This is a genomic window from Rouxiella sp. WC2420 (assembly GCF_041200025.1).
In the GTDB taxonomy this organism is placed as follows: Bacteria; Pseudomonadota; Gammaproteobacteria; order Enterobacterales; family Enterobacteriaceae; genus Rouxiella.
Window position 1 is genome coordinate 902,045 of the sequence record NZ_CP165628.1, and the last position, 23,574, is coordinate 925,618.

General features: G+C 51.4%; 15 protein-coding genes. 10 read left to right on the forward strand and 5 right to left on the reverse strand.

All coding sequences use genetic code 11. The features are described 5' to 3' along the window. Positions 1 to 40 precede the first annotated feature (40 nt). The 6 genes from AB3G37_RS04300 to AB3G37_RS04325 all read left to right on the forward strand — a co-directional run bounded on the left by AB3G37_RS04300 (position 41) and on the right by AB3G37_RS04325 (position 9,934). Positions 41 to 1,339, forward strand: a complete 1,299-nt coding sequence (locus AB3G37_RS04300) for an MdtA/MuxA family multidrug efflux RND transporter periplasmic adaptor subunit (protein WP_369789814.1) — start codon at positions 41 to 43, stop codon at positions 1,337 to 1,339. Then, positions 1,336 to 4,590, forward strand: a complete 3,255-nt coding sequence (locus AB3G37_RS04305; RefSeq protein WP_369789815.1) for an efflux RND transporter permease subunit — start codon at positions 1,336 to 1,338, stop codon at positions 4,588 to 4,590. Before AB3G37_RS04300 ends, AB3G37_RS04305 begins: the two co-directional genes overlap by 4 nt. Continuing rightward, positions 4,587 to 7,715: a multidrug efflux RND transporter permease subunit gene (locus AB3G37_RS04310; protein ID WP_369789816.1), complete on the forward strand. Its 3,129-nt coding sequence runs from the start codon at positions 4,587 to 4,589 to the stop codon at positions 7,713 to 7,715. The genes AB3G37_RS04305 and AB3G37_RS04310 overlap by 4 nt, the downstream gene beginning before the upstream one ends. 23 nt (positions 7,716 to 7,738) lie before the next feature. Next, a complete protein-coding gene (locus AB3G37_RS04315; protein WP_369789817.1) occupies positions 7,739 to 9,139 on the forward strand; it encodes an efflux transporter outer membrane subunit in 1,401 nt (466 codons plus the stop codon). A gap of 161 nt (positions 9,140 to 9,300) precedes the next feature. Further along, on the forward strand, positions 9,301 to 9,579 hold the full coding sequence (locus tag AB3G37_RS04320; protein ID WP_369789818.1) for a type II toxin-antitoxin system HicA family toxin: 279 nt from the start codon (positions 9,301 to 9,303) through the stop codon (positions 9,577 to 9,579). After that, positions 9,572 to 9,934 carry a type II toxin-antitoxin system HicB family antitoxin gene (locus tag AB3G37_RS04325; RefSeq protein WP_369789819.1) on the forward strand — a complete coding sequence of 121 codons (363 nt, stop codon included), beginning with the start codon at positions 9,572 to 9,574 and terminating at the stop codon, positions 9,932 to 9,934. Before AB3G37_RS04320 ends, AB3G37_RS04325 begins: the two co-directional genes overlap by 8 nt. Before the next feature lie 71 nt (positions 9,935 to 10,005). On the opposite strand, the gene AB3G37_RS04330 is transcribed toward AB3G37_RS04325, so the two are convergent. The 3 genes from AB3G37_RS04330 to AB3G37_RS04340 are packed head-to-tail and all read right to left on the reverse strand — an operon-like array spanning position 10,006 to position 15,704. Then, entirely contained in the window at positions 10,006 to 11,418 is a 1,413-nt protein-coding gene (locus AB3G37_RS04330) for an efflux transporter outer membrane subunit (protein ID WP_009637096.1), read from the reverse strand. Beyond that, positions 11,411 to 14,560 carry an efflux RND transporter permease subunit gene (locus AB3G37_RS04335; protein ID WP_369789820.1) on the reverse strand — a complete coding sequence of 1,050 codons (3,150 nt, stop codon included), beginning with the start codon at positions 14,558 to 14,560 and terminating at the stop codon, positions 11,411 to 11,413. The genes AB3G37_RS04330 and AB3G37_RS04335 overlap by 8 nt, the downstream gene beginning before the upstream one ends. A gap of 10 nt (positions 14,561 to 14,570) precedes the next feature. Then, a complete protein-coding gene (locus AB3G37_RS04340) occupies positions 14,571 to 15,704 on the reverse strand; it encodes an efflux RND transporter periplasmic adaptor subunit (protein WP_369789821.1) in 1,134 nt (377 codons plus the stop codon). A gap of 668 nt (positions 15,705 to 16,372) precedes the next feature. Here AB3G37_RS04340 and AB3G37_RS04345 point away from each other — a divergent pair. The 3 genes from AB3G37_RS04345 to AB3G37_RS04355 all read left to right on the forward strand — a co-directional run bounded on the left by AB3G37_RS04345 (position 16,373) and on the right by AB3G37_RS04355 (position 19,776). After that, positions 16,373 to 18,001: a PTS transporter subunit EIIC gene (locus tag AB3G37_RS04345; RefSeq protein WP_369789822.1), complete on the forward strand. Its 1,629-nt coding sequence runs from the start codon at positions 16,373 to 16,375 to the stop codon at positions 17,999 to 18,001. Positions 18,002 to 18,135: 134 nt separating this feature from the next. Then, entirely contained in the window at positions 18,136 to 18,825 is a 690-nt protein-coding gene (locus AB3G37_RS04350; protein ID WP_369789823.1) for a hypothetical protein, read from the forward strand. A 15-nt stretch (positions 18,826 to 18,840) separates the two neighbouring features. After that, positions 18,841 to 19,776: a hypothetical protein gene (locus AB3G37_RS04355; protein ID WP_369789824.1), complete on the forward strand. Its 936-nt coding sequence runs from the start codon at positions 18,841 to 18,843 to the stop codon at positions 19,774 to 19,776. A 60-nt stretch (positions 19,777 to 19,836) separates the two neighbouring features. Here AB3G37_RS04355 and AB3G37_RS04360 read toward each other — a convergent pair whose 3' ends face one another. Next, positions 19,837 to 21,594, reverse strand: coding sequence for an ABC transporter ATP-binding protein/permease (locus AB3G37_RS04360; RefSeq protein ID WP_009637090.1), 1,758 nt, complete (start codon positions 21,592 to 21,594; stop codon positions 19,837 to 19,839). Between the two features lie 161 nt (positions 21,595 to 21,755). Here AB3G37_RS04360 and AB3G37_RS04365 point away from each other — a divergent pair, with 161 nt between their 5' ends. Continuing rightward, the gene (locus AB3G37_RS04365; protein ID WP_369789825.1) at positions 21,756 to 22,475 is read left to right on the forward strand and encodes a tetratricopeptide repeat protein; all 720 of its coding nucleotides are present in this window, start codon (positions 21,756 to 21,758) and stop codon (positions 22,473 to 22,475) included. Positions 22,476 to 22,520: 45 nt separating this feature from the next. Here AB3G37_RS04365 and AB3G37_RS04370 read toward each other — a convergent pair whose 3' ends face one another. Beyond that, positions 22,521 to 23,462, reverse strand: coding sequence for a LysR family transcriptional regulator (locus AB3G37_RS04370; RefSeq protein WP_369789826.1), 942 nt, complete (start codon positions 23,460 to 23,462; stop codon positions 22,521 to 22,523). Positions 23,463 to 23,574: the final 112 nt, after the last annotated feature.

Genomic DNA, 23,574 nt, shown 5'->3' on the forward strand with positions numbered 1-23,574 from the left:
AGCTGTTTTCTTCCCATCACTGTGCGAACTTAAGAAATTTATGCTGCCAACTGCCTCACCTCGTTCCAAAAGCCGCAAAACTTTGTGGTTTATCATTGCTGTGATCGTATTGGCGGTCTTGGCCTGGTTTTTCTTTTTTCATAAGAGTGCAAGCACATCCGGTGGTGCGCCGGGTGGTAACGATCATCGCCAGCACGGGATGCGCGGTGGCATGCGCGGTATGGCAGGAGCGGGGGGGCCAACGCCGGTGCAGGCTGGAGTTGCAGAACAGGCTAACGTGCCAGTGTATCTGCGCGCTTTGGGTACGGTAATCCCTAATGCTTCGGTGACGGTGACCAGCCGCGTCGATGGCCAGTTAATGAAGGTATTTTTCACCGAAGGGCAGAAAGTTGAAGCCGGGCAGTTGCTGGCACAGATTGATCCGCGCAGCTATCAGGCTACGCTGGAACAGTATCAGGGTGATTTGGCGCAGAATCAGGCACTTGAGAAAAGCGCCCAGCTGACTTTGGCTCGTTATCGTAAACTTTATGCTCAGGACTCTCTGGCGCGTCAGGATCTGGAAAGCCAGATTGCCACAGCTGGTCAGTACAGTGGCGCAGTCAAAGCCGATCAGGCTCAAATTGATGCTGCCAGGCTAAATCTAATTTATGCCCGTATTACCGCGCCAATCAGCGGCCATGTTGGCCTGCGCCTGGTGGATCCGGGCAATATTGTCAGCAGCGGTTCAACTACTGGCATAGTCACTATTACCCAGACTCAACCGATCGCTGTGACCTTTAGCGTGCCGCAAAGCAACCTGCAAACCATCCTTAAAGCTTTGCGTGGCGGGCAAACTCTGCCTACGACGGCATTTGATCAGGACGGCGACAAGGTTCTGGCGCAAGGCAAGCTACAGTTTATGAGCAATGAAATCGACACCAGTACCGGCAGCGTCAAGCTTAAAGCGGTGTTCGACAACAACGATGATGCGCTGTATCCGAATCAGTTTGTCAATGCGCGCTTGCAGGTTGGAACGCTCGAAAACACTACCGTTATTCCATCTGCTGCCTTACAGCTAAGCTCCGACGGCGACTTTGTTTATGTCATCAAGACCGATGGCAGCGTGACCCGTACCGCTGTCAAAGCGGGTCCAAACTATGGCGACGATCAGATTGCCGTGTTGTCTGGCGTCAAGCCGGGCGATCGGGTGGTTACTACCGGTATCGACAGACTGAACGACGGCACCAAAGTTCAAGTCGTGACTGCAGCGAGTGCAGCAGCCTCGGCGACAGGCACCGCACAGCCCGATAAAACCGGCGTAGATAAAGCCACCACCGGCAAAGACAGCGGGACTAAATGAATCCATCACGCCTCTTTATCCAAAGGCCGGTAGCCACCATCTTGTTGATGGTGGCGGTGCTGCTGTCGGGCATTTTTGCCTACAACATGCTGTCCACCTCGGCGCTGCCGCAGGTAGATTATCCGACTATTCAGGTGACCACGCTTTATCCAGGTGCAAGCCCGGATGTGATGGCCTCCGGCGTTACGGCTCCCCTTGAGCGCCAGCTTGGGCAGATGTCTGGTCTGAGCCAGATGTATTCCACCAGCTCCACCGGTTCATCGATTATTACACTGAAGTTTTCTCTCGACTTGTCGCTGGACGTAGCCGAGCAGGAAGTTCAGGCGGCCATTAACGCCGCCAACAGCCTTCTACCCAGCGATTTGCCCAATCCGCCGACCTATAAAAAAGTTAACCCGGCCGACAGCGCGGTAATTACGCTGGCAGTGACCTCTGACTCGTTGCCGCTGACTAAAGTACAGGATCTGGTGAACACCCGCGTGGCGCTCAAGCTGTCGCAGATCTCGGGCGTAGGCTTGGTGACGCTGGCCGGTGGGCATCAGCCTGCGGTACGTGTTCAAGTGAATCCACGCGCTCTTGCTGCACACAACCTGACGCTGCAAGACATTAATACGCTTATCGGCAACAGCAACGTCAACGGCTCCAAGGGTGGTTTCGACGGCAAACACCATTCCATTACTATTGATGCCAACGATCAGCTGCGTACCGCCGACGAGTACGGCAATCTGATTGTGACCTACAGCAACGGTGCCGCGTTGCGCCTGAAAGATATCGCTACTCTGAGCGAAGCACCGGAGAACGAATATCTTTCTGCCTGGGCCAACAATAAACCGGCAATCATTATCAACGTGCAGCGCCAGCCCGGTGCCAACGTGATTTCCGTGGTTGACGACATCAAGACTCAGTTGCCAAAACTGCAGGCCTCGCTGCCGGATTCAATCAAGGTCACCATTCTTTCTGACCGTACCCAAACCATCCGCGCCTCAATCAGCGACGTTCAGTTCGAGCTGCTGCTGTCGATTGCGCTGGTAGTGATGGTGACCTTCCTGTTCCTGCGCAACATTGCTGCGACGCTTATTCCAAGCGTGGCGGTGCCGCTGTCGCTGGTGGGCACTTTTGGCGTCATGTACCTGTGCGGTTTCAGTCTGAATAACCTGTCACTGATGGCGCTGACTATCGCCACCGGTTTTGTCATTGATGACGCCATCGTCGTGGTCGAGAACATCTCTCGCCGCCTCGAGGACGGAGAAAGTCCGATGGAGGCGGCGCTGAAAGGCTCGCAGCAAATCGGTTTCACTATCATTTCACTGACTTTCTCGCTGATTGCCGTGCTGATCCCGCTGCTGTTTATGGGTGACGTGGTGGGTCGTCTGTTCCGTGAGTTTGCGATTACGCTGGCGGTGTCGATCGTCGTGTCGATGCTGGTCTCGCTGACTCTGACGCCCATGCTTTGTGCCTATCTTTTGCGGCATATTCCCGAAGAGAAACAGAGCAAGTTTTATCGCAAGGGCGGTCAGGTGTTTGACAAACTGATCGCTGGTTATGACCGCATGTTGACGGTGGTACTTAACCATCAGCGTTTGACACTGCTGGTGGCGCTGGCAACGCTGGTATTTACCGGGCTGCTGTACGTGATTGTGCCGAAAGGTTTTTTCCCATCGCAGGACACCGGCATGATCCAAGGTATTACCATGGCCTCGCAGGACGTGTCCTTCAGTGAGATGGGTCGCCGTCAGCAGGCGCTGGCCGCGGCAATTCTCAAGGATAAAGACGTTGAAAGTGTGGCCTCGACCATTGGTGTCGACGGCAATAACACCAGCCTCAACAGCGGGCGTTTGCAGATAAACCTCAAAGCCATCAATTTGCGTGACGATCGCGCCCCGGCGGTAATTGCCCGTCTGAAGCAGGAAACGTCTTCTGTGCCGGGTATTGAGTTATATATGCAGGCCTCGCAGGATTTGACCGTTGATGATCAGGTCACTCCGAGCCAGTATCAATTTACGCTTGATGACACCGATAGCGCCAATCTGGTTTCATGGACGCCTAAGCTGCTCGACAAACTTAGTCATGAGCCGGAGTTCAATAGCGTAGTCAGCAACCTGCAAGATCAGGGGCAAGTGGCCTATGTTGAACTCAACCGTGATGCTGCATCGCGCTATGGGATTACCGCTTCTGATGTCGATACTGCGCTGTATAACGCCTTTGGCCAGCGTCTGGTTTCAACTATCTTTACTCAGTCCAACCAGTATCGCGTGGTGCTTGAAGTTGCGCCGCAGTATCAGCAATCGCCGGCCTCTTTCGATGATATCTATCTGGCGACCAGCAACAGCAATAACTCAAGCAGTACCAGCACCAGCAGTTCGACCAGCAGTAATTCGACGAACTTAAATTCCAGTTCCAGCAGCAGTACCAGTTCAACGACTGGCAGCAGTAGCTCGACAAGTACCGACAGCAATAGCTCATCGTCTACGTCCAACAGTTCGACGACCGGAATGATCAAGCTGACGTCTATTGCTACTATTCACATGCGCACTGGCGCGCTGTTGCAGGCGCGTCTGAATCAGCTGCCAGCAGTCACGGTTTCATTTAACCTCAATGATGGCTACTCAATTGAACAGGCGCAGCAGGCGATTAAGAAAACCACTCAGGAGATAGCTCTGCCAGACAGTATTACTCTGCGATATCAGGGTTCTGCGGCCTCGTTTGAGAGCGCCACCGGCAATACGCTGTGGTTGATTCTGGCGGCTTTACTGACAATGTATGTGGTTCTGGGCATCCTTTACGAGAGCTTTATCCATCCGGTGACTATTCTGTCTACGCTGCCGTCAGCCGCGGTGGGTGCGCTGCTTTCTCTGCTGTTCAGCGGCACAGAGTTCAGTTTGATTGCGCTAATCGGGGTGATACTGCTGATTGGTATCGTCAAGAAGAATGCGATCATGATGATCGACTTTGCGCTGGAGGCGGAGCAGAAGCACCATATGTCGCCGCGAGATGCCATTCATCAGGCCTGTCTGCTGCGATTCCGCCCCATCCTGATGACAACTATGGCTGCATTGATCGGCGCACTGCCGTTGATGCTGGCCAGCGGCAGTGGTGCAGAACTGCGCCAGCCGCTGGGCTTGGTCATCGTCGGCGGCCTTATCTTTAGTCAGGTTCTGACGCTGTTCTCGACGCCGGTCATCTATTTGATGTTTGACCGACTGGCCACCCGCTGGCGTCCGGCTCGCCGTAAAGTACAGGAACAGGAATGAATATTTCCCGCTTCTTTATTTTTCGACCGGTAGCTACGCTGCTGCTCACCTCGGCAATTGTTTTGCTGGGGTTGCTGGGCTATAACCTGCTGCCGGTGGCTCCGCTGCCACAGGTGGATTTTCCGACTATCATGGTCACCGCCAGCTTGCCGGGCGCGAGTCCGGAGACCATGGCGGCCACGGTAGCTACGCCGCTGGAAAGGGCGATGGGCACCATTTCCGGGGTCAGTGAAATGACCTCATCCAGTTCGCAAGGCTCCACGCGCATCGTGTTGCAGTTTGATCTCGACCGCGATATAAACGGCGCGGCGCGAGATGTGCAGGCGGCGATCAATGCCTCTCGCTCGCTGTTGCCGAGCAGCATGCCTTCGCTGCCGACCTACCGTAAAGCCAACCCGGCAGATGCGCCGATCGTCATGTTGGCGCTGACTTCTTCAACGCGCAGCAACGGGCAGCTTTATGATATCGCTTCGAGCCAGTTGCAGCAGAAAATCGCGCAGGTCAACGGCGTGGGGCAAGTCTCACTGACCGGTAGTGCGTTGCCGGGCGTGCGAATCGACCTGCGCCCGCAGTTGATAAGTTCTTTTGGCATCTCACTCGACACCATTCGCACCGCTGTCGCCGACAGCACCACCAATCTGCCGAAGGGGGTGTTGCAGGGCAACGATCAATCGTGGATGGTCGAGGGTAACGGTCAGCAAAGCACCGCAGCGCAGTATCGCAAGCTGATTGTGGCCTATAAAAACGGTAACGCGATTCGCCTGGGCGATATTGCCAACGTCTATGATTCGGTTGAAGACAAATACAATGTCGGTTATTACAACGGCACGCCAGCGGTAATGATTGCGGTGACGCGCCAGGCCGGGGCTAACATGCTCGACACCATCAACTCGATTAAAGCCGCATTGCCGGTGATGGAAAAAGAGCTGCCGGGCGACGTTAAACTCAATATGGCGCTGGACCGTTCACCGACTGTCTCCGAATCTCTGCGCGACACGGAAACCACACTGCTGGAAGCTACTCTGCTGGTTATTGCAGTGGTGTTTGTATTCCTGCGCAATGGCCGGGCAGTATTGATCCCGGCTCTGGCATTGCCGGTTTCGCTGATCGGTACCTGTTCAATCATGTACCTGCTGGGCTATAGCCTGGATAACCTGTCGCTGATGGCGCTTATTATCGCGACTGGTTTTGTGGTCGATGACGCCATCGTAGTGCTCGAGAATATTACCCGACATATAGAAGAAGGGCTGAGTCCGGTCAGGGCGGCTATTCGCGGTGCCGGGGAAGTCGGGTTTACCGTGCTGGCGATGACGCTGTCGCTGATTGCAGTGTTTATTCCTATCTTGCTGATGGGCAGTATTGTTGGCCGCCTGTTCCGCGAGTTTGCGGTCACGCTGTCGCTGTCGCTGGTGATTTCGATGGTGGTGTCGTTAACCCTGACGCCCATGCTGTGCGCCCGTTTCCTGAAGCGCAAACCGCCGGTAGAAAAACGCCAGCCGCATATTTATCGCCTTATTGAACGCTGGCTGAATAACCTGCTGAAGGCCTATTCCAACGGGCTGAATTGGGTAATGCGCCATCAGCCACTGACCATGCTGGTTTTACTGCTCACCGTGGTGCTGAATTTTTATCTTTATACCGTGGTCGAAAAGGGGTTTTTCCCCGAGCAGGACACTGGCATGTTAATGGGCATGTTGCGCGCCGACCAGAACACCTCATTCCAGTCTATTCAGCCGCAGATGATCAACTATGCCAAGATTATCCAGCGCGATCCGGACGTTTCGGCGGTGCTGAGTTCGGCAGGTAACGGCGGCTTCGGGTCACGAAACACGGCAATGTTTTTTGTCAGACTGAAAGATTTCAGCGAGCGTAAATCCACGGCTAACCAGGTCGCAAACCGCATTATGATGGAAACGGCCAAGCTTCCCGGCTCGCAGCTGTTTCTGATGGCGGCGCAGGATCTGCGGGTCGGGGGTCGTAGCTCCAATTCTGAGTATCAATACAGTCTTCAGGCCGACGATCTCGGGCTGCTGCGCGAGTGGGGGCCGAAAGTCAAAGCGGCGCTAAGCACTTTGCCGGAACTGACCGGGGTCGATTCTGACTCTCAGACCGGCGGCCAGGAAGTGATGCTGAATATTGACCGCGACAAAGCGACGCAGCTCGGAGTGAACGTTAAAACCATTGATGCGCTGCTCAATAACTCGTTCTCGCAGCGCCAGGTTGCCACTATTTATAAAACGCTGAACCAGTATCACGTTGTGATGTATCTGACGCCGGACTTCACCAACGACCCTGATGTGCTTAAGCAAATGTATGTGGTGACCAGCTCCGGCACTCAGGTGCCGCTGTCGGCATTTACGACTTTCAGCAGCGCCAACGCACCGCTGTCGGTGGCGCATCAGGGGCAGTCGGCAACCACCACGGTTTCCTTTAACCTGGCCGATGGTGTTTCCATTGAGCAGGGGCAGGCGGCGGTAAAAACCGAGATGGCTAAAATTGGGCTGCCGGATACGATTCAGGCGGGTTATGCAGGCACTGCGCAGGCGTTTCAGGCGCTGGCGCAGCAAATGCCGTGGCTGATTCTGGCGGCGCTGGCTGCGGTTTATATCGTGCTGGGCATGCTGTATGAAAGTTATATTCATCCGCTGACCATCCTCTCAACGCTGCCATCGGCGGGATTGGGTGCATTGTTGCTGATGCTGATAACCAATACGCAGCTAACGGTGATTGCGCTGATCGGTATTTTGCTATTGATCGGTATCGTGAAGAAAAACGCCATTATGATGATCGACTTTGCGCTCGATGCCGAACGCAGGCTAGGTTTAACGCCGCAGCAGGCGATAGTTCAGGCCTGCCTGATGCGTTTTCGTCCGATCATGATGACCACGCTGGCCGCATTTTTCGGTGCATTACCTTTGGCGCTGGGCAGCGGCGGCGATGCTGACCTGCGAAGCCCGCTGGGGCTGGCAATTGCCGGTGGCCTGGCAATGAGCCAGATACTGACGTTGTTTACCACGCCGGTTGTCTATCTCTATATGGACAGAAGCAGCCGTGCGACCAGGCGTTTATGGGCGCGTATTCGTCCGCACCCTACGCCAGCCGGATCTGAAGGCCATTCGAAATGATTTTTAATAAAGTGAAGCCCGTGATGACATCAATTAAAGCAGGTTCCCGGACTTTTCGTCTGGCCCCATTGGCGCTGGTGTTAGCGCTGGTCGGCTGTACCGTTGGTCCTGACTATCAGCGTCCTGAGGTAGCAATGCCGACCGCCTTTAAAGAGGCCAAAGGCTGGACGGCGACTACGCCAAAAGATAACCAGAGCAAGGGCGACTGGTGGTCGGTTTATCAGGACCCACAGCTTTCTGCTCTGATGAGCCAGGTACAAATTTCCAACCAGAACGTGGCGCAGTATGCCGCGCAGTATCGCCAGGCGCAGGCATTGGTGACACAGGCGCGAGCCGAGCTTTTCCCGCAGGTTACCGCCACGGGTGACAGCACGCGCAGCGGCACTGGGTCGGTTGCCGGCAACAAACAGTCGGTGAGTCTCGGAGCGAGCTGGGAGCTTGATATCTGGGGCAAGCTGCGCCGCACGGTTGAAGAACAGCGTGCCAATGCGGAGTCCAGCGCGGCGGATCTGGCCAACGCCACGCTGAGCGCGCAGTCCGAGCTGGCGCAGGATTATTTCCAACTGCGGGTGATGGACGCGCAGATTGCGCTCTACCAGCAAAGCGTTGATGACTATCAGCGTTACCTGACGGTTATTCAGAATCAGTATACCGGTGGCAACACCTCGCGGGCGACGCTGGCGCAGGCGCAAACTCAGCTCGAAACCACCAAAGCTTCGGCGCTGGATTTGCAGTGGCAGCGCGCGCAGCTCGAACATGCAATCGCCATTCTGATCGGCAAGCCTCCGGCCCAGTTCAGCCTTGCGGCAGAGCCTATCAAGTTTACGCTGCCGTCCATTCCGGCGGGCCTGCCTTCGCAACTGTTGCAGCGCCGCCCGGATATTTCTGCTGCCGAGCGCAACATGGCTTCGGCCAATGCGGCGGTGGGGGTTGCGACAGCCGCGTACTATCCTGACTTGACCCTCAGCGCCAGCGGAGGTTTTACCGGCACGGCGCTGCATAACCTGTTCACATTGCCGAATCGCGTCTGGTCGTTAGGGCCCGAGCTGAGCCAGACGGTGCTTGATTTTGGCGCAACGCGCGGCAAGGTTGCCGAAGCGGAAGCTGCGTATGATGCAGACGTAGCGGCTTATCGCCAAAGCGTGTTAACCGCCATGGGTGAGGTGGAAGACTATCTGGTTGAGTTGCACACCATCGACAGCGAGATGACTGCCCAGCAAAATGCGGCCCAGTCAGCCAAAGACTCCGCGAGGGTGACTTTCAATCAGTATCAGGCGGGGATGATTAACTATCTTGACGTGGCAACGACGCAAAATACCAGTCTGAGCCAGCAGCAGAATGTACTGTCCCTGCTCGGCACGCAGATGGTGACCAGCGTCAAACTCATCGCCGCTCTCGGCGGTGGCTGGAAAGCACCCGAATAATTATTCTATTCCTGTTTCTTGTCCAAAAAAACGCCAGCATTTGCTGGCGTTTTTGTTTCTAAACCAAAGCACAACCTGATTGAATGATTGACTTCATATTTTGACTTCATAGATACTTCTTCTTAGTGTGGTTTCACAAATTGAAGTCATGGACTGACAGGATGAGAGCATTAGAAATATTAGTAAGAAGAAGAGACAAAGAAACGCTGCGGCAGATTTTTAAAGTGCCAACCGTGAGCAGCTTAAAATGGAAAGACGTTGAATCTCTAATTCTGGCTATGGGCGGCGAAATTAAAGAAGGCAGTGGATCAAGAATACGATTTTTGCTCAATGGCAATATTGCGCGCTTTCATCGACCTCATCCTTCACCGGATACGGATAAAGGCGCCATCGTCAGTTTGCGTGAATGGCTTGAAAGTATTGGAGTAGATTATGACTAAAAAAAGTGCGGCACTTAACACTATGATCATCGCTGATCTTCCTGCGCTGATTACTTACGTTCCTGAAATCGGTATGTTTCGTGGCAAATTTTTAGGTTTGTCTGGTTACTGTGATTTTGTCTCTGACAGCATTCAGGGGCTTCACCGGGAAGGTGAAATATCTTTAAGTGAATATCTGGATGATTGCCGTGAAACAGGGATTGATCCCTATGAAAATCAGGAAAAAGTGAAGACTTTTACTTTACGTTTTCCCGAGTCTTTCGGTGAACGCCTGAATATTGCCGCTGCCGAGCAGCAGAAATCTTTAAACGCTTTTATCGTAGAAACGCTGACAGAACGCATTAACCAGCATTAAGCATGTTTTCAGCCTTAAAAAAACGCCAGCATTTGCTGGCGTTTTTGTTTCTGATGACAGGGGAGGGAAGATTACTCCTTCCAGCCGCCGCCCAGTGCTTTGAACAGAGTAATGTCAGAGTTCAACTGCGCCAGTTTGGTAGAAATCAGCGTTTGCTGAGAGGCATACAGTGAACGCTGCGCAACCAGTACGCTCAGGTAGCTGTCTACGCCGCCCTGGAAGCGCTGCTGTGACAGGTCGAAGTTACGCTGGTTGGCATCGGTCGCCTGTTGAACAGATTTCAACTGATTGCCGTAGGTTGCCTGACCGGCAAGACCATCAGAAACCTCTTTAAAGGCGGTCTGAATGGCTTTCTCGTAGTTGGCAATCTCGATTTTCTTCTCGTCCTTGGCAATATCCAGATTTGCACGGTTCACGCCGCCGTCAAAGATAGGAATGCTCAGTGACGGACCGAATGACCATGCGCCGCTGCCAGCACTGAACAGGTTGCTCAGGCTGCCGCTCTCGGTACCGTAAGAACCGGTCAGAGAGATGCGTGGGAAGAACGCTGCACGCGCTGCACCGATGTTGGCGTTGGCCGCTTTCAGTGTGTGCTCGGCTGCGATGATATCCGGGCGACGCGTCAACAGGTCTGAAGGAAGACCCGCCGGGGTTTGCGGGAAGTTCCAGTTGTTGTTCAGACTGGCATTTTGCAGCAATTTTTCTGGGATTTCGGCACCGACCAGCAGGGTCAGGGCGTTAACGTCCTGACGAACCTGACGGGTGTATTGCGCGATATCAGCCTGCGCGCTACGTACGGTGGTTTCGGCCTGAGCCAGATCCTGCGAGTTGCTTACGCCCTGATCGTAGCTGCGTTTGGTCAACAGGTAAGAATTGTTCTGGCTGTTGGCAGTATCGATAGCCAGTTTCAGCAAGTCGTTATCTGCCGCCAGGCTCAGGTAACCTTCACCAACCTGGGCTACCAGGCTGATTTGAGTTGCGCGCTGAGTTGCTGCGGTTGCCAGGTAAGTTTCCAGACCCTGATCACGCAGGCTGCGAACGCGACCAAACAGGTCAAGTTCGTAGGCGCTTACACCCACGCCAGCCGAGTAATCATGATAGGTAACCGCGCCGGTACTTTTGGTCGAGTAAATTCCGGCAGGCAGGTGAGTACCGGTGCCGCTGGCGGTGCCATCCAGCGTCGGCAGCAGTGCTGCACGATCAATCTGGAAGGTCGCACGCGCGGTATCGACGTTTAATGCCGCGACCCTAAGGTCGCGGTTGTTTGCCAGAGCTAAAGTAATCACCTGCTTCATATCAGGTTGATTAAAGAATTGACTCCAGCCGATGTCCTGGATTTTACCAGCATCAACGCCTTTGCTGGTGGTCCAGTCACTCGCAACCGGCAGTGCCGGTCGGTTGTACTTGGGCTCCATGGTACAGCCGGCCAAAATAGTCAATGTCAGCGCTGAGAACATTGGCAGCGCAAAACGTGGTTTATTCATGGTTCGAAACCTCAGTATCTGAATGCGGCTTATCTTGTTTTTTTGACTTACGTGTAAATAGGTTAACCACGACCACGTAGAACATTGGAACAAAGAAAATCGCCAGGAATGTTGCCGTTATCATCCCACCTACTACCGCAGTACCGATCGAGTGCTGACTACCAGAACCTGCACCATGCGAAATGGTCAGAGGTATAACACCGAGGATAAACGCCATCGAGGTCATAATAATTGGCCTGATACGGAGTTTAGCTGCTTCTACGGCTGCATCAATGAGCGACATTCCTTCTTTTTCGTGTAGTTCTTTGGCAAATTCAACGATCAGGATGGCGTTCTTGGCTGCCAGCCCCACCGTAGTCAAAAGGCCTACCTGGAAGAAGACGTCGTTGGATAATCCACGGAGTAATACTGCACCGATTGTACCCAGTATACCCAATGGAACCACTAGGATGACAGAGAATGGAATAGACCAACTCTCATATAGTGCTGCCAGACACAGGAATACCACGATAATCGACAGAGTATACAGTGCTGGAGTCTGCGATCCCGCTGCCTGCTCTTCGTATGACAAACCGTGCCATGCGATTTTGAAGCCCGGTGGCAGTTTCTTGGCAATTTCGAGCACAGCTTTAGTGGCATCACCGGAGCTATAACCCGCAGACGGTGAACCCAGGATCTCTACCGATGACACGCCGTTAAAGCGCTCGAAGCGTGGAGAACCGTAGACCCATTTACCTGAACCAAACGCAGACCACGGAACCATCTGACCAGAACTGTTACGGAAATACCATTTGTTCAAATCTTCAGGCGTTACGCGCGATGCAGAACGGCCCTGCATGTAGACTTTCTTGACACGGTCATTAAACATGAACTGGTTGATGTAGGTTGAACCCCACACCGCAGACAAGGTGGCGTTAATGTCGCTTAGGCTGAGGCCCAGAGCACTTGCCTTCTCGTCGTTAATTTCCAGCTGATACTGTGGTTCATCTTCCATACCGTTTGGACGCGTTGCCATCAGACGTTTGTCTTTGGCCGCCATTCCGAGGAACTGATTACGTGCTGCCATCAGTGCTGCATGGCCCTGCGCGTTGGTATCCTGCAGATAGAAGTCGAAACCGGTGGCATTACCCAACTCAAGTACGGCTGGCGGTACGAAGGCAAACACCTTGGCATCTTTCATCGTCGAGAAGTGAGCCATGGCGCGTGCGGCGATGGACTGCACACTGTTTGCCGTGCCTGGACGGGAATCCCAGTCTTTTAATGAAACGAAGCCGATACCGACGTTCTGACCACGACCGGCGAAGCTAAAGCCGTTGGCAGTAAACACGGAAACCACGTTGGCGCTCTCATTCTTCTGGAAGTATTCACGGACGTTATCCAGAACTGCCTGAGTACGCTCAGCCGAGGCGTTGGCTGGCAACGTTGCCTGCACGAACAGAATCCCCTGGTCTTCATCCGGCAGGAAGGTGGTTGGAACACGGGTAAACATATAACCCATGGCGACCACGATCAGCAGATAAATCACCATAAACAGACGACGACGGGAGATTACGCCCGCAACGCTGGAGGTGTATTTAGCTGCGCCCTTGTCGAAGTTACGGTTAAACCAGCCGGCGAATCCGGTGGTTTTCTGTTCATCAGAACCCTGCTTGATAATAGTTGCACACAGCGCAGGGGTAAAGATAAGCGCCATAAGCACTGACAGCGCCATCGCAGAAACGATGGTTATCGAGAACTGACGGTAGATAATACCGGTGGAACCGGCGAAGAATGCCATTGGAACCAATACGGCAGACAGTACCAGTGCAATACCAAACAGCGCGCCCTGAATCTGCGCCATCGACTTGATGGTCGCTTCTTTCGGCGACAGTTTTTCCTCGTGCATTATACGTTCGACGTTCTCTACCACCACGATGGCGTCATCCACCAACAGGCCGATGGCGAGCACCATCCCGAACATCGTCAGGGTGTTTATCGAGAAGCCAAATGCGTTCAACAGACCGAAGGTACCCAGCAACACCACTGGAACTACCATGGTCGTTACCAGAGTCGCACGCAGGTTTTGGAGGAACAGCAACATCACGAAGAACACCAGGATGATCGCTTCAATCAGGGTTTTCACCACTTCATGAATCGATGCACTAACCACTGGTGAAGTCTGGTACGGATAAACAACTTTCACGCCTGCAGGTAATGAAGACTGCAAACCGGCGATGGTGGCTTTAACCGCGTTGGCAGTGTCCAGCACGTTCGCGCCGGTAGCCAGCCGTAATGCGATACCCGTAGCCGGACTGCCGTTGTAGGCACCGGAAATAGAGTAGCTTTCAGGACCCAGATCGATGTTCGAAATATCACTCAAACGAACCTGAGAACCGTCCGGATTCACTTTCAACAGCACGTTCTGGAATTGTTTAACGCTGTCGAAACGCGTTTTACCAATAATAGTGGCGTTGATTTTTGAATCTTTAATGGTTGGCAGACCGCCAAGCGCACCGGATGAAACCTGAACGTTCTGGGCTTCAATCGCAGTAGTAACATCACTAGGAACCAGCGAGTATTTGTACATCTTGGCCGGATCGAGCCAGACACGCATCGCGTACTCTGAACCGAACACCTGGAAGTCACCCACGCCTTTGGTACGCACGATCGGGTCTTCCATCTTGGTCACCAGCAGGTTACCCAAGTCGGAGTTGCTGAGCTTGCCATCAGTCGAGGCCAGGCCGACTACCAGCATAAAGTTTTGCTGATACTTGGCTACGCGGATCCCCTGATTGACAACTTCGGTCGGCAGCTGAGATTCGGCCAGAGACACTTTGTTCTGAACCTGAACCTGAGCGATATCCGGGTCAGTACCCTGATCGAAAGTAACGATGATAGTCGCACTACCGTCGCTGGCGCTTTGCGATTCGATATAACGTAATCCATCCAGACCGTTCAGCTGTTGTTCAATTACCTGAACTACAGTGTTCTGAGTCGTCTCGGCTGATGCACCAGGATAGGTAACGGCAACAGAGATGGCTGGAGGCGCAATGTTTGGATATTGGTTTATTGGCAATTTCATTATCGATAGCGCACCGGCTAACATAATGACAATCGCGACCACCCAGGCGAATATCGGGCGGTTAATAAAGAAAGTAGACATCTGTGTTCCTCTATTGCGCGGATGGATCAGTCATTGACAGATTTGCGTCCACTTTCGGGGCTGCTTCTTTACGTTCGCTGCCGTTAACTTTGGCGCCAGGGTGTACGTTTTGCAGTCCGTCAGTAATGACTTTATCGCCGGCATTCAAGCCGGAAGTGACCAGCCAGTCACCAGAAATCATTGGGCCAGTGCTGATGTCACGTTCTTCAACGGTGTTATCTGCATTAACAATATAGACATAAGGTTTGCCTTTGTTGTTATGCATGATGGCTTCCTGAGGAGCCAGAATACCATTCTGATCAACAGCCTGACTCAGGGTTGCGTGAACGAACATCCCTGGCAACAGCTCATCATTCGGGTTGGGGAACGAGGCACGCAGCGTAACAGAACCTGTACCTTCATCTACGGTCACTTCGGAGAATTCCAGTTTACCCGGCAGGCTGTATTGGCTACCGTCTTCCAGAGTCAGTTGAACTTTGGCCGCATTTTCACCGGCGGAAGCGACTTTGCCTTCAGCCAGAGCGCGACGCAGTTTTAGCAAATCAGTGGATGATTCGCTGACGTCAACATAGATAGGATTCAGCTGAGTGATGGTTGCCAGGTCAGTAGTCTGACCGTTGGTGACCAATGCACCTTCTGTCACGGTGGAGCGGCTAATGTGGCCAGAAATTGGTGCATAAACCTTGGTGTATTGCAGGTTGACGCGGGCTGTTTCCAGATCGGCAGCTGCTTCGCCGGTCGATGCTACAGCATCGTCATAAACCTGGCGGCTGACGGCGTTGGAGGAAACCAGACCTTTGTAGCGAGTAGAGGTTGCCGCTGCGCTTTTGTAGGTGGCAAGTGCTTTATCATAAGCTGCCTGATAAGTTGCAGGATCGATTTGATAAAGCTGTTGACCAGCCTTGACTTCACCACCTTCAACAAAGGTACGTTTCAAAATCACGCCGCTGACCTGAGGACGAACTTCTGCAGTTTTTACCGCATCGGTACGGCCTGGCAGACTAGTCGTCAAGGTAACTGGTTTTGATTGCAGGGTGACGTATTCAACAGCTGGAGCTTGGGCAGCTGCTTGCGGGGCCGAACTGGACCCATCACAAGCGGAAAGCAGTAGCACAGTACTGACAGAAAGAACCTTCAGGCGCATAGAATTCACTCTCTTAGGGGGGTTGAGAACAATCATTCTCAATAAGTCCCCCACTATACGAGAGGCGGTCAATTCACTCTGTAAGTATTTGGTTGTTAGATATGTCTAAATATTTCAATGTTTCGTGACAAGAAAAGTCAAATCTGATAATGAATTTTGTGAATAGCTATCAAATTTTAGAACTTTTAAAACCCAAGGGCGAAAAATAGTCACATACAAAACTATTTTATCAGCATAAAGCAGAAGGATATTCTGCTTTTCAGGTTTTGCAGGAATTCATAAAAGTATGATCCCGATCAAAGTAAGAAATACTTTTTAACAGTGGCCTTACCAGAAATGACTGCTGTTATCCGATAAATGCCGTTAACGTACTCCTTGAGAGCGAGCAGTTCTCACATTTGCATTGTTGCAACCGGTTTATAAAAATCGGTATATCGCAACCCTGATGCCCACTGTCCGATGTGGGCTTTTTTTCGCCCAAACCTTCTGCAAAACCCCTACTTTCCCTAAGCAGATAGCACTAACTGCTACACTATACTCTGCTTTCTAAATGTTAACAAACTGTGATCTCTTTCATAGTCCTGGCCTACAGGTCTATACAGCAATTCATTGTGTGACTTTACTCAATAGTGAACGCTTTTTAAGCAACGAACTCCGAGGGAAAGCACATGTTGAAATTAGGAAGCAAAATCCATGACTTAGGCAAGGCACTGATGACACCCATCTCGGTTATTGCCGCAGCGGGGATCTTTCTTGGGTTGGCATCGGCTTTACAAAACCCCAATGTCACTGGCGATACATTTACCCATTTGAGGGCTTTGCAGCTGGTCATCGGCTTTATTCGTCAGGTGTCGAGCGCACTTTTTGCCAATCTACCGATATTTTTCGCCGTGGCTACGGCAATGGGACTGGCCAATGCAGAGAAGGCAACCGCTGCCTTTTCCGCAGTGATTGGTTTCGTCGGGCTGCATGTCGGGATTAATTACAGCCTGCTGGCGCAAAACATTACTCCGGCGACCACGTCGGTTCAGCATCTTACTGCGCAGGGCATGTCGTCCAGCGACGCGATGATCTTTGCCTCTGAGTTCACCAACACGCTGGGGATTTTTACCTACAACATGAGTGTCCTCGGCGGGGTGCTGGTCGGGCTAATTACCATGTTCCTGCATAACCGCTTTTACACGATCGTTTTGCCTACCGCAGTGGCGTTTTTTGGTGGCCGCCGTTTTGTGCCGATTATTACCGTAGTGGTGCTGCCGATTGTTGGCGTTTTGGTTTCTCTCGTCTGGCCGACCGTAGCGCTGGGGATTCAGTGGGTGGGTGAGCTGATTGGCCGAACAGGAGAAGTCGGCACATTTATTTACGCGACTTCTGAACGGCTGCTTATTCCCACCGGGCTACATCACATTATTAATGAAACCGTGCGTTTTACACCGCTGGGCGGCGTGGCGACTGTGGACCACCAAAGCGTGGTGGGCGCGCTGAATATTTTCAACGCCTCGCTGGCTAATCCCGGAGCTGTGAGCGATGACGTCACGCGGGAGGCAACCCGTTTTCTGGCACAGGGGAAAATCCCGGTCATGATGTTTGGCCTTCCTGCTGCGGCATTGGCGATGTACCACACCGCCAAACCTGAGCATAAAGAGCGCGTAAAGGCGCTGATGCTGGCAGGGGCGCTAGCCTCATTCACCACTGGCATCACAGAACCGCTGGAATTCTGTTTTATCTTTATCTCGCCGGTGCTCTACATTTTGCACGCCGTATTGACGGGTATTTCCTTTGTACTGATGCAATCACTGCACGTGATGATTGGTAATGTGCAGGGCGGGGCAATTGACTGGGTGATTTTTGGGATTCTTGGCGGGAGCAAAACGCATTGGTGGTATCCACTGATTCTGGGGATCGTTTACGCACCGCTTTACTATTTTTCTTTCCGTTGGGTAATTACCAGAATGCAGATCAAAACGCCTGGCCGTGAAGATGATGCCGAAAGCGAAGACCTGCGTGGAACCTCGGCGGTGGGTCCTGCTTCAACCTCTGCAGCAACATCTTCCGCGAGTGAAAAGACGACCAATATAATTAAAGGATTAGGGGGAGAGGGTAATATTTCCAGCGTCGACTGCTGTTTTACGCGATTGAGAGTAAAAGTCGTAGACATGTCGCAGGTAGTGGATAAAACGCTGATGACAACCGGAGCTATGGGCGTGAAACGAGTAACCGAGACAGATGTCCATGTGATTTATGGTCCGCAGGTGGAAAAAATAGCCAATGATGTAAAAGTTAAGCTAGCCAGTTAAAGGTTCTATTAATAAAGTCTTATAGAAAACGCTCGTTTTTTTAAATGAGCGTTTTCTGACTGTTCATATTGCCAGCAGGGAGGTAATGTCTGGACGTCAAAACATTTCAGACCCAAACTGCCGAGGGAATTACCATGTCAATTAGCCAATTAAGCTTTGCCTCCCAAAGAATAGGAGCAGAGTTTATTCAGAAAGCAAATATCTCCCCTAGAACCAATCATTTAATTGAATTACTGAAAAACTCTGCCAAGAAAATAACGTCAAATTTTGCCAGTGAAATAAATCACCTCAACACGGAGAAGAAAATAGTCACAAACTTTCTAAAGTCATATCAGAAAAGTAGTGTTATAGGTCTTGCTGTAGGTAAATTAAATTTAGATGCTATTTCTCGAGGTAAAATAAAACCTGAAGAGCAGGTGGGGAAAGAAAATTTTAAAATTATCAGCAGTGTCTACGCCAAGTTTGGCCCTATTGGCAAGAATAAAAGCGCCGGGGAGGAAGTGAGCATTAAAGAAGCACTAACGCCAAACTCGCCTACCGGTTCTATTCTTGATAAATATGAGAAAAAATCTTTGGGCGGCGATAAGTTTTCCTGGATGAGGAAAGAAATGACCCCGGCTGAACTTGAAAGTAGCATGGTTTTTAGGCAGCCACAGGGCCAATTTAACATCTGGGACGGAGTAGTAAGATCACCCGTGCTTTCAGTGGATTTTAATAAAAAAGATCCGGCCGAAAGAATAAATAACCACGGACAGAGCTCGCTCTATACAAAACTTGCATTAGAAGCTAATGCTGATTTAGCTTCTCGTAAACATATTGAATAACAAATCAATGATTCTATGATTTTTGACTATGCCAGGGAGGGCAACCTTTTGAGAATATATAAGAACACGCCATTAAACAACCAAGTAAACGTAACGCCGTATCAGCAAGTCAAAGCCACCTTGCAATCATCGAATTTTTGCCAGGCAATGACTACAGTAAGAAATATACCTCAGGAGGAGATATCTTTTAATAAAGATTATATGAAGCTATTAAATAATACACGAGCTAGATATGAGGCGTTATATGCTGATATTGATGAGGTCCAGAATAGTTTCGGGGATAACGGCTCATCAAGTTGGCGAACATTAACGGTAAAAGAGTTCGCGGATAAGCAAACGCAAACTGATGCTGTGATTCCTCAGGAAAATATAACGCCCAGAATCCAGACCCAGCCATTGATTAAAGAGTCTACTGATGGAGGTAAAGCCGAGCCAAAAAAGCCTTTGCATGGCTATAAAATTAGCCGGTTAAATATGATCAATCCTCCAGCCGTTAAAGCCGCAACGCCTTATGGGCAAAAAAAGGTTAGTTTTAAAGGGTTGGTCGATTTTTATAAAGATATTGATAATGTGGGGAAATACGAAAGTTCAAGATCAGCAAAAATCAGCGAGCCTGTGCCTGAGAAGCCGCCGGTGGTGAGTAAGCCTCCGGTTCCGCCCAAGCCTGCTCATCTTTCAAAACTTCAAAAATTAGAGCCGGAAGCTGTCCCTGAACCTGGGTTAAAGGAGTTTTCCGTTGTTTTTAATCAGTACCTAAAATCTAAAGCAAAAATTCCGTGGACGAATAAAATCATTGAAGTAAGCCGCGAGCAAACGGCTCCGCTAAAAATAGAAACAGCGCCATTCGATGATAAAGATGAACTCAAAAGCATCAAACTGTTCGATAAGCTGCAACAGGATTTTCGTCGTATGAGACAGCGCAACGGATTATCGTCGAGAAGAATAGTGTGACTAAAAAGAAGAGAATCTACAGAGAGAAAGCCCTCCCTTAATCAAAGGAGGGCTTAACAATTACTTATTTACTACCAGTTCTGGATGCAAGTTTGACGCCGTCATATTGCACTGGCCATCATCCTGAACTCTAAAACGCCAGCAATGCTGGTGATATTTGGCCACGCTGTTGCGGTGGGCGACGCTGAGCACGGTGGTATTCGGCAGTTTTTCCAATAACAGGGAATACATTCGCTGCTCGGTATCATCGTCAAGCGCGCTTGTCGCTTCATCGAGATACAAAATCTCAGGCTTAATCAGCATCGCGCGGGCAAATGCCAGCCTCTGCTGTTCACCCGGAGACAGGCGCTGACTCCAGTTAGCGTACTGATCCAGCCCCGGTTGCAGATAGCTGAGATTACACCATTCCAGCACCTCGCAAAGCCGCTCGTCAGTGTATTCCAGGCTGGTCTCCTCTGGATAAGTCAAAGCTTCGCGCAGTGAGCCAATGGGAATATAACTGCGCTGAGGCAAGAAAAGCTGTTTCTTGTTCTCGGCGGTATTAATCTCGCCAGAGCCGTAAGGCCATACTCCTGCAATTGCCCGCAGCAGCGTAGATTTGCCACAGCCTGAAGGCCCGGCCACCAGTACGCGCTCACCGGTCGCCAGTGAAGCAGAAACCGATGAGAACAGCGGGTTGCCATTCGGCAGGTTCAAAGTCAGATTATCTAACTGCAAATCACTGCCTTTTGCGTGACCCAGAGAGATATTGCGCGGTTGGGCGTTAACCTGATCGATGGCAGCATTAAAACCGGCAAGACGGTTAACACAGGCCTTCCAGCTAGCCAGATCGTTGAATGCATTGATAAACCAGGAAAGGGAATCCTGTACCTGCCCGAATGCGGAGGAAATCTGCATCAGCAGACCCATCTGAATAGCACCTGAGAAATAGCGCGGGGCAGCAACCAGGATCGGGAAAATAATCGCAAACTGACCGTAGAACGAGCTGGCAAAGTTCAGGCGTCGAGTGACGCGCATCGAGGACCACCAGTTAGACTTGATCGCTTCAAAGTTATCGGTCAGCTGTTTTTTCTCACTTTTTTCACCGTGATACAGCGCGATGGCATCACTGTTTTCACGGATACGAATCAGACCGAAACGGAAGTTTGCCTCGAACCATTCCTGGTTAAAGCTTAGTTTAACCAACGGACGGCCAATCAAGCCGACAATAACCGACCCTACCAGCGCATAAAGCAGTGCAAACCACAGCATGTAACCATGAATGGTTATGTTGTGCGAGCCGAGCATAAAGCTGATTGGCCCGCTGACCGACCACAGGATAGTGACAAACGAAAACAGCGTGACCAGGCTCGAAAGCAGGCCGAGAGACAGCGACAAAGTGCCCGAGGTCAACGCGCTTAGGTCGGAGGCAATACGCTGATCGGGGTTATCAACCTGATGCTGATGCTCGGTATAGTAATAAGCGTGATTATGAAGCCATCTATCCATGTATTGGTTGGTCATCCAGCGACGCCAGTTCATTTCTAAACCTTGCGTCAGGTAAACCTTGTAAATGGATACGACAATAAATATCAGAGCCAGCCAGGTAAATTTAAACAGCTGTTGCTTGAAGATCGGGAAGTTTTTGTTTTGCAGTGCGTCGTAGAAAACGCGGTTCCATTCGTTAAACTGCACGCTAAGGTAGACAGATCCCAACGAAAGAATGATGATTGCTGCCAACATGCCCCAGGCCTTCCACTTCTCTTCAGAGTGCCAATAGGGCTTAATCAGCTGCCAGACTGCACGCCACCGTGCCGTTTTCCCAGGTTTTTTAGTCATAAATAGCCATATAAAATATTAATAAGTGGTGGTTCCTAATCATCCCAGAATGAGTGACAGTGTGCGAGAGGGCAATGCCCTACTTGTAAGGATGTTTTTCGTCCGCCACAGTTCTATACCTTTGCCACAGTGAGTAAGTTAGCAATACAAAGGGGAGATCAATGAAATTTTGGTTGCCTGCATGCTTTTTGGCAGGCTGGTTTATGTGCTTTAACGTTTGGGCAAAGATTGATGAGCCCGATATTAAAACTGACTGCCTGAAGACAGGTATTTATGCTTCGGCAGGCAAGGTGGCCTACCAACAGGGTGATTACACCAAGGCGCAAAACCTGTTTCGCAATCAGGTTGCCTGGAGCGAATTTTGCCACTTGCCTGCAAGCGAGACGTCTACTGCTTATAACAATATTGCGCTGACCTATCTACATCTGGGCCAATATGGCAAAGCCAAAGCCTGGTTAAGTCTGGCACCGCAGGACAGAAAGACCCAATTCAACTTCAAAAAAGTTGAAAATAAGCTGCTCGCCAAACCGATCACAGAAGATCCTGCCGGACTTTACTGGCAGTATGCCGGGCAGGGGAGCTGGAACACTGTCGAGGTAAAACCTGAAGAGAGTCAGTATGTTATTCAATTTCGGGGAATGTTTATGGGCACGATGTCGCTGTACTACGGTCCTAATACCGGGGATTTCTCTACCATGACAGCGATTAAACATCATCAGGCACTTTATAACTCGATTAATGATGTCAGCGCTGCAGGCTCCGACTGCACAGTCGCCATGAGCTTTGCCGGGCAGAGCCTGAGCCTGAAAACCACCGGAGACTGCGGGTTTGGGGAAAACGTTCAGGCCACAGGGCAGTACGTGAAGGTTGAAGATTACTGATCATGGAGGGTTGCGCTTTGTTTTCGTTGATGGGGCTTTTGCCCTCTATTCTCCAAGCGCTTCGGCCAGGCGAACAGGAAAATGCTCGGCCTGCTGGTGACAGTGGTTAATAAAGGCGTCAACCAGCGCCGAGGCCGGGCGATGCAGCGGTCGGATCAGGCTTACGGTAAAAGGCACATTTTCGCTGAACCGCCTGACAACGATTCGCCCGGCGCCTTTCGAACCTTCTTGCGCGTATTCCAGCGCGGTAAGCGGATTAACGATCGATACACCAATCCCCTGCGCGACCATGCTACACACCGAGGCAGCGCTGTGAGTTTCCATCACCATGCGGCGCGAAATGTTGTGTTCACTAAACAGCGCATCCAACAACTGACGATAATTATCAGTAGCCGACAGGCTGATATAGTTCAAATCGCTAAAGTCCTGCGGCGTGATAATCGCTTTCTCTGCCAAAGGGTGACCCACCGGTAAAACGCAGACTTCATTGAGCGTCAACAACGTTTGCCGTTCGGTGCCCGCCGGAGTGTGCGAGTTTTCAGTGATCCCTAAATCATGACGCTGCGCCGATAACCACTCCTCCAGCAGCGGCGACTCCTGCGGCACGATATTAAAGCTGGCTTGTGGATGCTGCTGCAAAAAAATCTGGCAGACAGCGGGCAGCAGCGACTGGCTAAACACCGGCAGGCAAACTATCGACAGCTGCGCCTGTTCGAACTGGCGGATACCCGCGGCAGCATTGATAATTCTATCAAGGCCATAGTAGGAACGCTGCACTTCTTCGAACAGCCGCAGCCCTTGCGCAGTGGGGAATAACCGCCCACGCCGCCGTTCAAAAAGCTGTAGATTCAGCAGCTTTTCACAGCGCGCCAGTTCGCGACTGACCGTTGGCTGAGACGTTTGCAATAACGCTGCGGCCTCCGTCAGGTTGCCGGTAGTCATTACAGCGTGAAATATTTCGATATGGCGCAGTGACAGGGCAGGCATTTTCTATCTCCTCGATTGGGATAAGCTATATCATAAATGAATAGACTATCGCTAAATAGATATTTTAATCCCGAAAAGCGCTGCGGCATAATCAAGCCAGATTGTTAGAAAC

Coding starts and splice junctions, on each gene's coding strand:
- AB3G37_RS04300 (WP_369789814.1), top strand. CDS start 41: ATGCTGCCAACTGCCTCACCTCGTTCCAAAAGCCGCAAAACTTTGTGG.
- AB3G37_RS04305 (WP_369789815.1), top strand. CDS start 1,336: ATGAATCCATCACGCCTCTTTATCCAAAGGCCGGTAGCCACCATCTTG.
- AB3G37_RS04310 (WP_369789816.1), top strand. CDS start 4,587: ATGAATATTTCCCGCTTCTTTATTTTTCGACCGGTAGCTACGCTGCTG.
- AB3G37_RS04315 (WP_369789817.1), top strand. CDS start 7,739: ATGACATCAATTAAAGCAGGTTCCCGGACTTTTCGTCTGGCCCCATTG.
- AB3G37_RS04320 (WP_369789818.1), top strand. CDS start 9,301: ATGAGAGCATTAGAAATATTAGTAAGAAGAAGAGACAAAGAAACGCTG.
- AB3G37_RS04325 (WP_369789819.1), top strand. CDS start 9,572: ATGACTAAAAAAAGTGCGGCACTTAACACTATGATCATCGCTGATCTT.
- AB3G37_RS04330 (WP_009637096.1), bottom strand. CDS start 11,418: ATGAATAAACCACGTTTTGCGCTGCCAATGTTCTCAGCGCTGACATTG.
- AB3G37_RS04335 (WP_369789820.1), bottom strand. CDS start 14,560: ATGTCTACTTTCTTTATTAACCGCCCGATATTCGCCTGGGTGGTCGCG.
- AB3G37_RS04340 (WP_369789821.1), bottom strand. CDS start 15,704: ATGCGCCTGAAGGTTCTTTCTGTCAGTACTGTGCTACTGCTTTCCGCT.
- AB3G37_RS04345 (WP_369789822.1), top strand. CDS start 16,373: ATGTTGAAATTAGGAAGCAAAATCCATGACTTAGGCAAGGCACTGATG.
- AB3G37_RS04350 (WP_369789823.1), top strand. CDS start 18,136: ATGTCAATTAGCCAATTAAGCTTTGCCTCCCAAAGAATAGGAGCAGAG.
- AB3G37_RS04355 (WP_369789824.1), top strand. CDS start 18,841: ATGATTTTTGACTATGCCAGGGAGGGCAACCTTTTGAGAATATATAAG.
- AB3G37_RS04360 (WP_009637090.1), bottom strand. CDS start 21,594: ATGACTAAAAAACCTGGGAAAACGGCACGGTGGCGTGCAGTCTGGCAG.
- AB3G37_RS04365 (WP_369789825.1), top strand. CDS start 21,756: ATGAAATTTTGGTTGCCTGCATGCTTTTTGGCAGGCTGGTTTATGTGC.
- AB3G37_RS04370 (WP_369789826.1), bottom strand. CDS start 23,462: ATGCCTGCCCTGTCACTGCGCCATATCGAAATATTTCACGCTGTAATG.